The following is a 12,469-nucleotide window of genomic DNA, read 5'->3' on the forward strand; positions in this document are numbered from 1 at the left end:
GCCAAGGCCACGCGCATGGCCTTGGCCGCCGCTGCTGGACTCTCCCTTGATAGGCGCCAAGCCTTGTCCAGATCGGCACCTTGACGGGTCTGACACAATCAGGGGTGAACATGTCTGACCTCATCCAAACCGTTTTGATTTACGCCCTGCCGGTGATCTTCGCGATCACCTTGCACGAGGCGGCTCACGGCTTCGCCGCGCTGCGCCTGGGCGACAACACCGCCTCGATGCTGGGGCGCGTCACACTCAACCCTTTTCCGCACATCGACCCGTTGGGCACCATCTTGCTGCCGCTGCTGCTGTACTTCAGCACCAGCGGTGCGTTTTTGTTCGGCTACGCCAAGCCGGTACCGGTGCGTTTTGACCGGTTGCGCCACCCCAAACGCGACATGGTCTGGGTGGCGCTGGCCGGGCCGGGTGCCAACCTGTTGCAGGCATTGGTTTGGGGCGTGTTGTTTTATGTGCTGACAGGCAACGGCATCAGCGAGCGCTTTTTCATTGAGATGTGCAAAGCCGGCATGCTGACCAATGTGGTCATGTTCGCCTTCAACCTGTTTCCGCTCCCGCCGCTGGATGGGGGGCGCATCCTGGTGGGCGTGCTGCCCTGGCGCCAGGCGGTGCTGGTCTCCCGTGTGGAGCCCTGGGGCTTTTTCATCGTGATGGCGCTGGTCCTCACCGGCCTCATCAGTGCCTGGTGGATGCAGCCCCTCATGGCTGCAACCTTTGAGTTTCTCAAGTTCACGCTCAGCCCCCTGGCCGCTTTCTTGCGCTGATTTTTCAATTCTCAGTTTTTTTGTTTTTGTCATGACACCCCCAACCCGCACACGCGTTCTCACCGGCATCACCACCACCGGCACCCCCCACTTGGGCAACTACGTGGGCGCGATTCGCCCCACCGTGCAAGCCAGCCGCGACCTGAGCACCGATGGTTTTTACTTCCTGGCCGACTACCACGCCCTCATCAAATGCGATGAGCCCGCCCGCATCCAGCGCTCCACGCTGGAGATCGCCGCCAGCTGGATCGCCTCGGGGCTGGACCCAGACAAGGTCATCTTCTACCGCCAGTCGGACATTCCTGAAATACCAGAGCTCACTTGGCTGCTGACCTGCGTCACAGGCAAAGGCGTGCTCAACCGCGCCCATGCCTACAAGGCAGCAGTGGACAAAAACAACGCCGCTGGCCACGACCCGGACAGCGACGTGAGCGCAGGCCTCTTCATGTACCCGGTGCTGATGGGCGCAGATATTTTGATGTTCAAGGCGCACAAAGTTCCCGTGGGCCGGGACCAGATCCAGCACATCGAGATGGCGCGCGACATGGCTTCCAGCTTCAACCATTTGTATGGCGAGCATTTCGTGCTGCCCGAGGCCGTGATCGAAGCATCGGTGGCCCTGCTGCCAGGGCTTGACGGCCGCAAGATGAGCAAGAGTTATGACAACACCATCCCGCTGTTCGCGCCCGCTGCACAAATGCGCAAGCAAATCGCGGCCATCGTGACCGACTCCCAAGCGCCGGGCGAGCCCAAGACCACCGAAGGCTCGACGCTGTTTCAGATTTACCAGGCCTTTGCCAATGCCAACGAGACCGCCGCCATGGCCCGTGCCTATACCGATGGCATCGGCTGGGGCGACGCCAAGCACATGCTGTTCGAACGCATCGACCGCGAAATCGCCCCCATGCGCGAGCACTACCAAAGCCTGATTGACAACCCTGCGCACATGGACAAAATTTTGCTGTCCGGTGCCGACAAAGCCCGCCAACTGGCCACACCCTTTATGCGCGAATTGCGCCATGCCGTGGGCCTGCGGGCCTTGTCATTGGGCAGCGCTGCGCCGGTGGCGAAAGAAGCCAAAACCGCGCTGCCCAGCTTCAAACAATACCGCGAAAAAGACGGTCAGTTCTATTTCAAGCTGGTGGATTCAAAAGGTCAGATCTTGCTGCAAAGCCTGGGCTTTGCCTCGGCCAAAGAAGCCGGACAAACCATTGTCCGGTTGCAGTCCGAAGGCCCGGACGTCTTGGCCGATCTGCAGCCCATTCTTGAATTCGCCCCCCAAACTGCTGATTTTTTGAGCGAAGTTCTGACATTGTTGAAGGCCCACAACGCGGCCAGTCAAAAATGATTTTGATGATTTAGATGAAAAATATGGCGAAAATATCGCTAAACTGATATCGTTGTACTTTTAGATTAGCGCGGAGATTAAAACATGACTGTTTACGTCATTGACGACCACCCCCTGATGCGTGACGCATTGACGATGTTGCTGCATCGGGTCAAACCAGGCCTGAAGATCATCCCGATCCACAAACTGAACGTCGTGGAATCTACGGTTGAAAAAAATGGCCTCCCAGAGCTTTTTTGCCTTGACCTTCAACTGCCCGATACCTTGGGTATGTCCGGTGTTCAGGTGCTCAAAGCCAAGTTCCCCGACATCCCTTTGGCGGTCGTGACCAGCTCCAGCGCCAGCGAATACGAAGCGCGTTGCCTTGAGGCGGGCGCCGATGCCTTCATCGAAAAATCCAACAGCCCCGCCCAGATCATTGCCGCCTTGCGCAGTCTCCTGGTGACCGAGGAGCAAGCGGCGATTGAAGACGCGGCAACACCCAACGCACCCACCAAACTGTCCAAACGCCAAAAGCAACTGATCCTGATGCTGGACCAGGGCTTGTCCAACCGTGACATCGCCGAAAAACTCGACATCAGTGAGCACACCGTGAAGGTGCACTTCTGGCGCTTGTTCCGCCGCTTGGGCGTGAACAGCCGTACGCAAGCGTTGCACTTTGCCCGCACCAACGGCTGGTTGGGTATCTGATTCGAACCCATGCCTGTTGTATCGATCACCTTGCTGCCGGGCTACGCACCGGACACCCAGCACCGCATGGTCAACCGTGTGGCGCAGGCCGTGCGGTCCGTGATCGACACACCGGAAGCGGGTACCACGGTCTTTGTCAACGAGGTCAGCACCTACCGGCGTGACGGCAAGGTGTTCAGCGGTGGCCGTGCCGCGCATCCGGTGGCTTCAGAGGTGGTGCGTTCTTTTTTGCAAGCCACGCAAGAGCGTGACTTGCAAAAAGCCCAAAGTTTTTTGCACGCCGACTTTGGTATGTGTTTCCCGGGTGGGGTGAAGATGCGCACTTTACCCGAGATGATCGGCTGGGCGCAGCAGCGTTACAGCGCCATCCGGAAGAATTACGAGCAGTTTGAAGAGAGTTGGCATGGCGATGCCACCGTGGTGTTTTGCCATGGCACCTTGCAGGGTACCTGGCTCGAAGGTGAGCCTTTTGAAGGCATCCGTTTCATCGACCGGATAGAAGTGCGCGATGGCCTGATCACTCGTCAGGATGTGTGGAACGATCTGGCCGAGCACCGCCAGGCCTGAGCCCACACTCAATCCTTCTTTTTGCTTTTGTCCCGGTTGATGATGTCGGGTGTGATGGAATCGACCACGTTGACGGCCGTCTTGACTCCATAAATCACTGTCGAAGCGGCCACATCCGCGATGGCCAACACCGTACAGCCTTGCAGCAAAGGCATCGTCAAAAAGGCGACGATCAGGATATGGGTTTTCATCATTTTTTGCATTTCGGATTCAAACAGGTGGCTTGCGCCAGCAAGACATTCAGTTGGTCATTGAGGCGCTCACCGAGCGCCAAGAGTGAGTGATTAGACAGTCAAGACTTCCATTGACACAGGTTCTTCGCACAAGGCAACAAAATGCTTGTATTTTAAAAGCATTGACCTCAATCCTATACTCAGGCCATGACCCACGCCAACGACACACCGCTTGAACCCGGGATGCCCGGCGAAACCCACGAAGAGTTTTTGACAATCCGCAAGGTCCTGGAGAACGTCTGATGGCACGCATTGTCGCCCACAGCGCGCAAAAAAATCATCGCCATGACCACGCGCCAATCTCGACTGGCGTGGGTATGATCACACTGGAAGAGTGGCAATGATACGGACACAAGTGGGCATCGTTGGCGCTGGCCCCGCGGGCTTGATGCTTTCTCACCTGCTGCACTTGGAGGGCATCGAGTCGGTCATCATTGAACGCTCGCAAAAAGACCATGTGCGCTCCCGTCTTCGCGCCGGGGTGCTCGAACAGGGCACTGTGGAGATGATGCGCGAGGTCGGCCTGGGTGAACGCATGGACCGACTTGCGCTTGTTCAACACGCGCTGGATTTTCGCTTCAACAACCGCTCGCATAGGCTGGACTTCCACGAGGCATCGGGCGGGCGTAGCGCCTGGGTCTATCCACAACACGAAGTGGTGGCCGATCTGATGCAAGCTCGCGAGGAGGCCGGTGCCCAGATTTTTTATGCCGCACCCGTGCAGCACATCGACGGCCTGGAGGGCAGCCGACCCACCATCCATTTCGAGTCAGAAGGCCAAGCACTCGAATTGTCATGCGATTTCGTTGCGGGTTGTGACGGCTTTAGGGGCATCAGCCGCAGCGCCATCCCTGAGGACAAGCTGCGGCTTTATGACCGTGTTTACCCCTTTGGCTGGCTGGGCATTTTGGCTGATGCACCACCGGCCATCCAAGACATCACCTGGGGTTGCCATCCCGATGGTTTCGCCATGATGAGCATCCGCACGCCCGAGGTCACCCGCTTGTATTTGCAGTGCGACCCAGACGACAGCCCCGACAACTGGTCAGACGATCGCATCTGGGCGGCATTGCACAAGCGGCTCGATGTCGATGGGCTACCCCCCATCAACGAAGGTCGCATCACGCAAAAAGCCATCACAGCCATGCGCAGCTTCATCTGCGAACCCATGCGCTTTGGCCGCCTGTTTCTCGCTGGCGATGCCGCCCACATCGTTCCACCCACAGGTGCCAAGGGTTTGAATGCTGCGATGGCGGATATCAAGGTGCTTGGCCGCTCGCTGGTGGAACACTACAAACGCCATGACCCACGCTGGCTAGACAGCTACGCCGACACTTGCCTTGAACGCATGTGGTTGGTCCAGCGGTTCTCGGCGGGCCTGTGCTCGATGGTCCACCAATTTCCGGGGCAAAGCGCATTCGATCGCCGAATGCAACTGGCAGATCTGAACTACATGACCGGCACTCGCGAAGGGCGTGCAGTGTTCGCGCACAACTTCACCGGCCTGCCCGTACTCGCCTGATGGGTTTCACCTGCTAGGTCTATATGCCCCAAGGGAGCAAGAGGCCACCGAGAAAAGCATCAGCCCCGCTTAAGCTTGTCGGTGACCGCTCATTGCCAGTCCAATGAATCAAATGCATGCCACCTTGTGGCTTTGTGCCGGTTGCATCCAAGCAGTTCAAGTAAGATGGCTTTGGGCACAGACAATCACCCAATGACCGCCGCAGATTGCTTTCCCAAACCATGAAAGAAATCACACATGTTGGTAAGCCTTTTATATGTCAGCCAGCCTGTAGGACCGATCACTACGACGGTCACGACGTCGATCTTAGTGAAATCCCAAACCAATAACAAAAAGGCCAATATCACCGGTATTTTGTGCCAAGGCGCGGGCTTATGGCTGCAGGCATTAGAGGGTGAAAGAAGTCAAGTCAACCGTCTTTACTCTCGCATCATAGGGGACCGCCAGCACCAAAATATCGAGTTATTGTCGATGAAAGAAATTAAGCACCGACAATTTGAGCAGTGGACCATGGCACTCGTTCATCTGGACAAAGATGATCCGATGGTCAAGATGGCGCATCCAGAATTTGATCCTTACTCAGCCTCAGCAGACGACGCCATGTCGTTGCTGGATGTATTGATCAAATCAAGCAGCCCAATCACCATGATGGATGCGTGACTTGAAAGAAGTCACGTTGTAAGACAAACGGGGTTTGAACGACTTTCCCGTGCCGCAGCAGCAGTTCGCTGTCAAAATCCCAATCCAAAAAGCCCCGCGTGGTGCGGGGCCTGAGGCTGCCTCAATGCCTGCTGAGCAGGTTTGAAGTCTTTGTACTGGCGGGGCAGAACATGCTTCATCACAAACCGTCTAAGTTTTTGATGGGCAGGCAAATCAAGCACTTGAGGTTCAATTCATTGCTCTAAAAGTTGAGACAGCCACTTGTGGCATGAGTTTCCAGTACCCATTTTTTGTGGGGTCAGAGATTCGAATTCGAGTCAGATTTTTGCACTCCGATGGATCAGTGTATTCCCGGGGATTGTTTGCACTAAAGACTGGAATCGGCATACTGAAGCCGAACCAGATAACAGGAGCCAGCTATGCCAAGAGCAAAGAAAACATGGGGTGAAAAGATGAAGGCAAAACCGCCCCATGATGTGATCATCGAGAAGGATTTCGCGGGAATCCCCAAAGGGTCCAAATTGCACATTTCATGCCCAGTTGAGATCGCGGCAGAACTCAAGACGATCACGCCTGGCTACACCATGTCGATCCAGGCATTCAGGCATTCAGGCATTCAGGCATTCAGGCGCAAATTAGCCGAGAAAAACAACTGTGACGCGACGTGCCCAGTCTCTACATCCTTTTTTTAAGAATCGTGGCTGAGCACTCATGGGAGGAATACAGCCGTACGGTCAGCACCCGGGACGTAGCCCCTTTTTGGCGGGTTGTCGAAGCCAGTTCATCCATGGCTAAAAAGCTGAGTTTTGATCCAGCTTGGATTGACCTACAGAGGGAACTTGAATTAAAAATGAACACCTAAGCAGCACCATGGGCTATACCTGCATGGATTTCTTAGAGATGGATTTTCGAGGCCAAAGTGCGGCAACCCTCACTCGATGAGCTCAGGGTTAACGGTCGCGGCCGCTACCTGCCGCTCAGAGGGGGGCTGACCCACGTCATTGAAGAGGGTCAGGACGATCAAGCTGCGATGCTGCTGGTGCACGGCGCCACGGTTCCGGCATGGGAGTTCGACCGACTGATCCCGCATCTCCGGTCCGCAGGCTGGAGGACCATCCGATTCGACCTGTTCGGGCACGGGCTTTCAGACCGCCCTGCAGTCCGATATGACTTCAGCTTCTTTCTTGAACAGGCGTTGGAGGTCCTGGACGGCATTGGCTCCCACCGCCCACTGACCTTGCTCGGTCATTCGTTTGGCGCGGCGCTCGCGGCTGCGATGGCCAGCCAGCGACCCGAGCGCATCGAGCGATTGGTGCTGGTCGCGCCGCTCCTGGACTTCATGGCGAACTCCTTCTGGGGCCAAGTCTTCTCGCTGCCTGGCATTGGCGGCCTGATGATGCGCCATGTCGGCCTTCCGGTACTGGAGCGACGCCGCGCACGCAGGTACCAAGCCATTGGGGCTGAGGATCTGACCTGGCGCTTCATCAGCGAGGCGCGTGCGCCAGGATACGCCGATGCCTTGGCCTCCATGTTTGCCAACCGAACGCTGGGCCCGCAGAGGGAACACTACCAAAGCCTGCAATCGAGCTCATCTGAGATCTTCGTGGTGGCGGGCAGCGCCGACCGAATCGTTCCCCTGCGTGATGTGGCCGAAGTTCGCTCCCTGTTGCCAATGCATGCGTACCGGCAGATTGAGAACGCGCAGCACAATCTGCTGCTGACCCATCCCGCGCTGGTGACATCGGTCCTTCCGCCGCCTCATCCGGGGACCAGATGAGAAAGATCGCTCAACGCGGATGTGGACGGCGACAATTTCAAGATCGATTTGACGGGTCTATATTCGGCCCAGGTGCAATCTCCAAGTCGTCGACTCGGATGTGGCTGCGTGCTGGATGTGCGTGGATGCAGAGGGCAGGAACAAAAAAGCCCCGCGTGGAGCGGGGCTCTGAGCGCCAGGCAACCCTGCTGAGCAGGTTTGAGGTCTTTGTACTGGCGGAGAGGGAGGGATTCGAACCCTCGGTAGTGTTGCCACTACGCCTGATTTCGAGTCAGGTACATTCGACCACTCTGCCACCTCTCCTGGTTCGGTTTCGTTTGTCGAAGCCAATATTCTATCAGGCCGACAGCGTCTCCAAGCCGCCCATGTAGGGCCTCAACACCTCGGGCACTGTGACGGTGCCATCAGCATTTTGGAAGTTCTCCAGCACCGCCACCAGCGCACGGCCCACGGCCAAACCAGAGCCGTTCAAGGTGTGCACCAGCTCATTTTTGCCTTGGGCATTCTTAAAGCGTGCCTGCAAACGGCGTGCCTGAAAAGCCTCGCAGTTGGACACCGAGCTGATCTCGCGGTAGGTGTTCTGCGCAGGCACCCAGACTTCCAAGTCATAGGTCTTGCTCGCGCCAAAGCCCATGTCACCCGTGCACAGGCTCATCACCCGGTAAGGCAAGCCCAGCTTTTTCAAAATGGCTTCGGCGTGGCCTGTCATGGCTTCCAGCGCTTCGTAGCTGTGCTCGGGATGCACGATTTGCACCATCTCGACTTTGTCGAACTGGTGCTGCCGAATCAAGCCACGCACATCGCGCCCGCCGCTGCCCGCCTCGGACCGAAAGCACGGGGTGTGTGCCGTGAGCTTGATCGGTAAATCGCTCTCGGCCAACACCTCGTCGCGCACGACGTTGGTGAGGGTCACTTCTGAGGTAGGTATCAGGTACAGCGCCTGGCTTTCTTCGCCCTCTTGGCCGCCTTTGTTGGCCGCAAACAAATCGGCCTCGAACTTGGGGAGCTGGCCCGTGCCGCGCAGCGTCTCAGCGTTCACGATGTAAGGCGTGTAGCACTCGGTGTAGCCGTGCTCGCTGGTCTGCACATCCAGCATGAACTGCGCCAGCGCGCGGTGCAAACGGGCCACAGGGCCGCGCATGAAGGTGAAACGCGAACCGGTCAACTTGGTGCCGGTGGCAAAGTCCAGGCCCAGCTTTTCGCCGATGTCCACATGGTCCTTGAGCTCAAAGTCGAAACTGCGCACCGTCCCCCAACGGCGCACCTCCACGTTGCCTTCTTCACCCTCGCCCAGCGGCACGCTCTCGTGCGGCAAATTGGGCACCGCCAACAGCAGGTCTTGCAGCTCAGCCTGTAGCACCTCCAGGCGCTGGGCCGAAGCATCGAGCTCGTCTTTGATCGCGCCCACTTGCGCCATCACGGCCTCGGCCTCGGCGTGCAGGCCCTTGCCCTTGAGCATGCCAATTTGCTTGGACAGGCTGTTGCGCTGGCTTTGCAGCTCTTCGGTGCGGGTTTGCAGCGTTTTGCGCTCGCTTTCCAGAGCGCGAAACGCGTCCACGTTCAGGAAGAGCTGAGGATTTTTTCGGGTCTGCAAACGCACGACCACGGCGTCCAGATCTTTGCGGAGAAGAACAATATCAAGCATGGGGCGATTGTAGTGAGCCAGCTTCCGGGCTTTCTGGGGTGTCTATCTTCAAACCCTTGGGCAGCGGGAACTTGATGGTTTCCTGAATGCCGTCCAAGGTGCGCACCGACACCGCGCCCATGGCTCGCAGGCGCTGAATCACGTCTTGCACCAGCACATCCGGGGCCGAGGCACCGGCGGTGAGCCCCACTTTTTGGGCGCCTTCAAACCAGGTGGAATCCAGGTCGGCCGCGCTGTCCACCATGTAGGCGGGCGTGCCCAAGCGGTCGGCCAGCTCGCGCAGGCGGTTGCTGTTGGAACTGGTCGGGCTGCCCACCACGATCACCACGTCCACCATGGGGCTCATGAGCTTGACGGCATCTTGCCGGTTCTGGGTGGCATAGCAAATGTCCTGCTGCTTGGGCTCGCGCACTTGCGGAAAGCGCGCCCTGACGGCGGCCACGATCTCGGCCGCATCGTCCACGCTCAGGGTGGTTTGCGTGACCACGGCCAACAACTCGGTCTGCGCAGGTTGCACATGCGCCACATCTTCCACGTCTTCCACCAAATGGATGCCGCTGTCCAGCTGGCCCATGGTGCCTTCCACCTCAGGGTGGCCCTTGTGGCCGATCATGATGAACTCATAGCCCTCTTTGTGCAGCTTGGCCAGCTCCACATGCACCTTGCTCACCAAGGGGCAGGTGGCATCAAAAATCCTGAATCCGCGCTGTACCGCTTCGTCCTGGATCGCCCGGCTCACCCCATGGGCGCTGAAAATCAGTGTGGCTCCAGGCGGCACATCGGACAACTCTTCGATGAAGATCGCGCCCTTTGTTTTCAGATCATCCACCACATAGGTGTTGTGCACGATCTCGTGCCGCACATAAATCGGGCGGCCAAATTTGGTGAGCGCGTGCTCCACGATGTCGATCGCACGGTCCACCCCGGCACAAAAGCCACGCGGCTCGGCCAACAGCACTTCAGATGTCATCACAGCACTCCAATCAGTTGAACTTCAAAGGTCACAGTCTGACCGGCCAAGGGGTGGTTGAAGTCAAACCACACCGCGCCCTGCGCATTCACTTCCAGCACCGTGCCCGCATACGAGCCTAAACCATCGGGCGTGGGGAATTGCACCACATCGCCTGCCACGTATTTTTCGGTCCGATCACCCAATTCGTTCAGCAGTTTGCGGGCCACCCATTGCTGCATGTCAGCAATGCGTTCGCCAAAGGCTTCGCCGGCCGGGATCTCCATCACCACTCGGGTGCCTTCCGCCAAGCCCAATAAGCGCTGCTCGAGGGCGGGCGACAAGGTGCCCGAGCCCAGCGACAGGGTGGCGGGCTTCTCATTGAAAGTGTTGATGATGTCGCCCTGCGGCCCGGCCAGGCGGTAGTGAAGCGTCAAAAAAGAACCGGGTTCGACAATGGGCATAAGGGTTTTCTGGAATGCCGCAAACGCGGCCAAACGGGCATAAAGGAGCCATTATTGTAAAAAAACCCGGCCAAGCAGCCCCACCCAAGGGAATAAAAGGACCGAGGTCGCTCCAGGGAGGAGCAACGCATGAGCATGAAGGACTTGCCGGTCGACGCGCGCCCGCGCGAAAAATTGCTCGCCCGTGGCCCGCAGGCGCTGAGCGACGTGGAGTTGCTGGCCATCTTGCTGCGCACCGGCATGGTGGGCAAAAATGTCTTTCAGCTGTCCGAAGAACTGCTGGGGCCGGACGGCATCGCGGGCTTGTTGCAGGCCACCGTGCAGTCACTCCAATTGGTCAAGGGCCTGGGCCCGGCCAAACAGGCCGAGCTGCTGGCCGTGTTCGAGCTGGCCCGTCGGGCCTTGAGCCAGCGCCTGAAGGAGCGAGAGGCCTTCGAAACACCCGACGCCGTCAAACAGTATTTGCAGCTGCAACTGGCCCATAAAAACCACGAAGTCTTCGCGGTGCTGTTTCTGGACAATCAAAACAGAATGTTGGCCATGGAAGAACTTTTTCGGGGCACCCTCAGCCAGACCAGCGTTTACCCCCGCGAAGTGGTCATGCGCGCCCTGCACCACCAGGCGGCCGCCGTGGTGCTGTCGCACAACCACCCCAGCGGCTCGGTGCAGCCCAGCCGGGCCGACGAGCACCTGACCCAGACACTCAAGGCCTCCTTGGCGCTGGTCGATGTGCGCGTGCTTGACCACATCATTGTGGGTCAAGGGCAGGCCTTGTCCATGGCAGAGCTGGGCTTGATGTGAGCGACCGCTAAACTCGGTGTTTTTCATTTTTGAAACCCGTCATGTCCCACTACCACCTCTATGCCATTGGCAACGCCCTGGTCGATACCGAATACGAAGTCTCCGATGACCTGCTGAACACCATGGGTGTGAGCAAGCGGCACATGACGCTTATTGACACCCCCCAACGCGCCGAACTGCTGACCCATGTGCAAGGCCTGCACGCTCGCCGCACCGGTGGCGGCTCGGCCGGCAACACCGTGGTGGCGCTGGCCCAATTGGGCGGCAAAGCGTTTTATTCGTGCCGTGTGGCCGACGACGAATTGGGTGCTTTCTACAGCCATGACCTGCAAGCCAACGGCGTGGCCACCAACCTGACCCACACACAAGCGCAAGAAGGCCAAACCGGCAGCTGCATGGTGCTGGTCACACCCGACGCCGAGCGCAGCATGTGCACCTTTTTAGGCGCCACCTCGCAGCTGGACGCCTCGGCCCTGCACCCGCAAGACATTGCCAAGTCCAAAATTTATTACATGGAAGGCTACCTGGCGGCTTCGCCCTCGGGCCTCGAAGCCGCTGTCCAAGGCCGCCAAATCGCCATCGAGCACAAGGTGGCCACGGCACTGACGCTCAGCGATGTGAGCATGATCAACTTCTGCCGCGCAGGCCTCGATGCCATGATCGGCGACGGCCTGGACTATTTGTTTGCCAACGAAGAAGAAGCGCAAACCTGGTGCGGCACCACCGATCTGGACGCCATCATTGGCCAGCTGTCGGCTTTGGCCAAAACCGTGTGCCTGACGCGCGGCCCCAAGGGCTGCGTCGTTGTGCAAGGCCAGCAGCGCACCGAAGTGCCCGCCGTGCCCACCCAAGCCGTGGACACCAATGGTGCCGGCGACATGTTTTCCGGTGCCTTTTTGTTTGGCATCACCCACGGCCAAAACCCGGCGCAAGCGGCAGCCCTGGCCAACCGCGCAGCCGCTGCGGTGGTCAGCCAGCACGGCAACCGCCTGACAGCAGCGCAACTGCAGCAGATTCATGCCGACTTCCAGAAGGCCTGA

The 12,469-nt window shown here is 58.4% G+C and carries 13 protein-coding genes and 1 tRNA gene; 9 read left to right on the forward strand and 5 right to left on the reverse strand.

The genetic code is table 11. The features are described 5' to 3' along the window. Positions 1-110 precede the first annotated feature (110 nt). The 4 genes from Q0O99_RS11440 (at position 111) to Q0O99_RS11455 (ending at position 3,378) form a co-directional block, all read left to right on the forward strand. A complete protein-coding gene (locus Q0O99_RS11440; protein ID WP_293751589.1) occupies positions 111-773 on the forward strand; it encodes a site-2 protease family protein in 663 nt (220 codons plus the stop codon). 31 nt (positions 774-804) lie between these two features. Continuing rightward, positions 805-2,121 (forward strand): tryptophan--tRNA ligase, encoded by a 1,317-nt coding sequence (locus tag Q0O99_RS11445; protein WP_293751591.1) that lies wholly within the window; start codon positions 805-807, stop codon positions 2,119-2,121. 84 nt (positions 2,122-2,205) lie between these two features. Then, positions 2,206-2,811 (forward strand): response regulator transcription factor, encoded by a 606-nt coding sequence (locus Q0O99_RS11450; RefSeq protein WP_293751593.1) that lies wholly within the window; start codon positions 2,206-2,208, stop codon positions 2,809-2,811. A 9-nt stretch (positions 2,812-2,820) separates the two neighbouring features. Beyond that, positions 2,821-3,378: a nuclear transport factor 2 family protein gene (locus Q0O99_RS11455; protein ID WP_293751595.1), complete on the forward strand. Its 558-nt coding sequence runs from the start codon at positions 2,821-2,823 to the stop codon at positions 3,376-3,378. An 8-nt stretch (positions 3,379-3,386) separates the two neighbouring features. Here Q0O99_RS11455 and Q0O99_RS11460 read toward each other — a convergent pair whose 3' ends face one another. Beyond that, positions 3,387-3,572, reverse strand: coding sequence for a hypothetical protein (locus tag Q0O99_RS11460; protein WP_293751597.1), 186 nt, complete (start codon positions 3,570-3,572; stop codon positions 3,387-3,389). Between the two features lie 379 nt (positions 3,573-3,951). Between Q0O99_RS11460 and Q0O99_RS11465 the strand changes: the two genes are divergently transcribed. The 3 genes from Q0O99_RS11465 to Q0O99_RS11475 all read left to right on the forward strand — a co-directional run bounded on the left by Q0O99_RS11465 (position 3,952) and on the right by Q0O99_RS11475 (position 7,570). Then, the gene (locus Q0O99_RS11465; protein WP_293751599.1) at positions 3,952-5,133 is read left to right on the forward strand and encodes a 4-hydroxybenzoate 3-monooxygenase; all 1,182 of its coding nucleotides are present in this window, start codon (positions 3,952-3,954) and stop codon (positions 5,131-5,133) included. 237 nt (positions 5,134-5,370) lie between these two features. Then, the gene (locus tag Q0O99_RS11470; RefSeq protein WP_293751601.1) at positions 5,371-5,793 is read left to right on the forward strand and encodes a BLUF domain-containing protein; all 423 of its coding nucleotides are present in this window, start codon (positions 5,371-5,373) and stop codon (positions 5,791-5,793) included. A gap of 1,030 nt (positions 5,794-6,823) precedes the next feature. Continuing rightward, positions 6,824-7,570 (forward strand): alpha/beta hydrolase, encoded by a 747-nt coding sequence (locus Q0O99_RS11475; RefSeq protein WP_293751603.1) that lies wholly within the window; start codon positions 6,824-6,826, stop codon positions 7,568-7,570. A 213-nt stretch (positions 7,571-7,783) separates the two neighbouring features. Here Q0O99_RS11475 and Q0O99_RS11480 read toward each other — a convergent pair. From Q0O99_RS11480 to Q0O99_RS11495, 4 genes are all read right to left on the reverse strand, one after another. Next, positions 7,784-7,873: transfer RNA gene (locus Q0O99_RS11480), tRNA-Ser, on the reverse strand. Positions 7,874-7,907: 34 nt separating this feature from the next. Further along, positions 7,908-9,215, reverse strand: coding sequence for a serine--tRNA ligase (gene serS / locus Q0O99_RS11485; protein WP_293751605.1), 1,308 nt, complete (start codon positions 9,213-9,215; stop codon positions 7,908-7,910). Further along, positions 9,208-10,185 (reverse strand): 4-hydroxy-3-methylbut-2-enyl diphosphate reductase, encoded by a 978-nt coding sequence (ispH, locus tag Q0O99_RS11490; protein WP_293751607.1) that lies wholly within the window; start codon positions 10,183-10,185, stop codon positions 9,208-9,210. Before ispH ends, serS begins: the two co-directional genes overlap by 8 nt. Further along, positions 10,185-10,628, reverse strand: a complete 444-nt coding sequence (locus Q0O99_RS11495) for an FKBP-type peptidyl-prolyl cis-trans isomerase (RefSeq protein ID WP_293751609.1) — start codon at positions 10,626-10,628, stop codon at positions 10,185-10,187. Before Q0O99_RS11495 ends, ispH begins: the two co-directional genes overlap by 1 nt. A gap of 129 nt (positions 10,629-10,757) precedes the next feature. Between Q0O99_RS11495 and radC the strand changes: the two genes are divergently transcribed. Next, a complete protein-coding gene (radC, locus tag Q0O99_RS11500) occupies positions 10,758-11,429 on the forward strand; it encodes a DNA repair protein RadC (RefSeq protein ID WP_293751611.1) in 672 nt (223 codons plus the stop codon). Between the two features lie 41 nt (positions 11,430-11,470). Beyond that, positions 11,471-12,469, forward strand: coding sequence for an adenosine kinase (locus Q0O99_RS11505; protein WP_293751613.1), 999 nt, complete (start codon positions 11,471-11,473; stop codon positions 12,467-12,469).

The sequence above is a fragment of the Limnohabitans sp. Rim8 genome, from assembly GCF_945901735.1.
GTDB lineage: Bacteria > Pseudomonadota > Gammaproteobacteria > Burkholderiales > Burkholderiaceae_C > Limnohabitans_A.

Bases quoted from the DNA above. Each gene is read 5' to 3' on its own strand.
- Q0O99_RS11445 (WP_293751591.1), top strand. From the start codon at position 805: ATGACACCCCCAACCCGCACACGCGTTCTCACCGGCATCACCACCACC.
- ispH (WP_293751607.1), bottom strand. From the start codon at position 10,185: ATGACATCTGAAGTGCTGTTGGCCGAGCCGCGTGGCTTTTGTGCCGGG.
- Q0O99_RS11475 (WP_293751603.1), top strand. From the start codon at position 6,824: ATGCTGCTGGTGCACGGCGCCACGGTTCCGGCATGGGAGTTCGACCGA.
- radC (WP_293751611.1), top strand. From the start codon at position 10,758: ATGAGCATGAAGGACTTGCCGGTCGACGCGCGCCCGCGCGAAAAATTG.
- Q0O99_RS11495 (WP_293751609.1), bottom strand. From the start codon at position 10,628: ATGCCCATTGTCGAACCCGGTTCTTTTTTGACGCTTCACTACCGCCTG.
- Q0O99_RS11450 (WP_293751593.1), top strand. From the start codon at position 2,206: ATGACTGTTTACGTCATTGACGACCACCCCCTGATGCGTGACGCATTG.
- Q0O99_RS11455 (WP_293751595.1), top strand. From the start codon at position 2,821: ATGCCTGTTGTATCGATCACCTTGCTGCCGGGCTACGCACCGGACACC.
- Q0O99_RS11440 (WP_293751589.1), top strand. From the start codon at position 111: ATGTCTGACCTCATCCAAACCGTTTTGATTTACGCCCTGCCGGTGATC.
- Q0O99_RS11505 (WP_293751613.1), top strand. From the start codon at position 11,471: ATGTCCCACTACCACCTCTATGCCATTGGCAACGCCCTGGTCGATACC.
- Q0O99_RS11460 (WP_293751597.1), bottom strand. From the start codon at position 3,572: ATGATGAAAACCCATATCCTGATCGTCGCCTTTTTGACGATGCCTTTG.
- serS (WP_293751605.1), bottom strand. From the start codon at position 9,215: ATGCTTGATATTGTTCTTCTCCGCAAAGATCTGGACGCCGTGGTCGTG.
- Q0O99_RS11470 (WP_293751601.1), top strand. From the start codon at position 5,371: ATGTTGGTAAGCCTTTTATATGTCAGCCAGCCTGTAGGACCGATCACT.
- Q0O99_RS11465 (WP_293751599.1), top strand. From the start codon at position 3,952: ATGATACGGACACAAGTGGGCATCGTTGGCGCTGGCCCCGCGGGCTTG.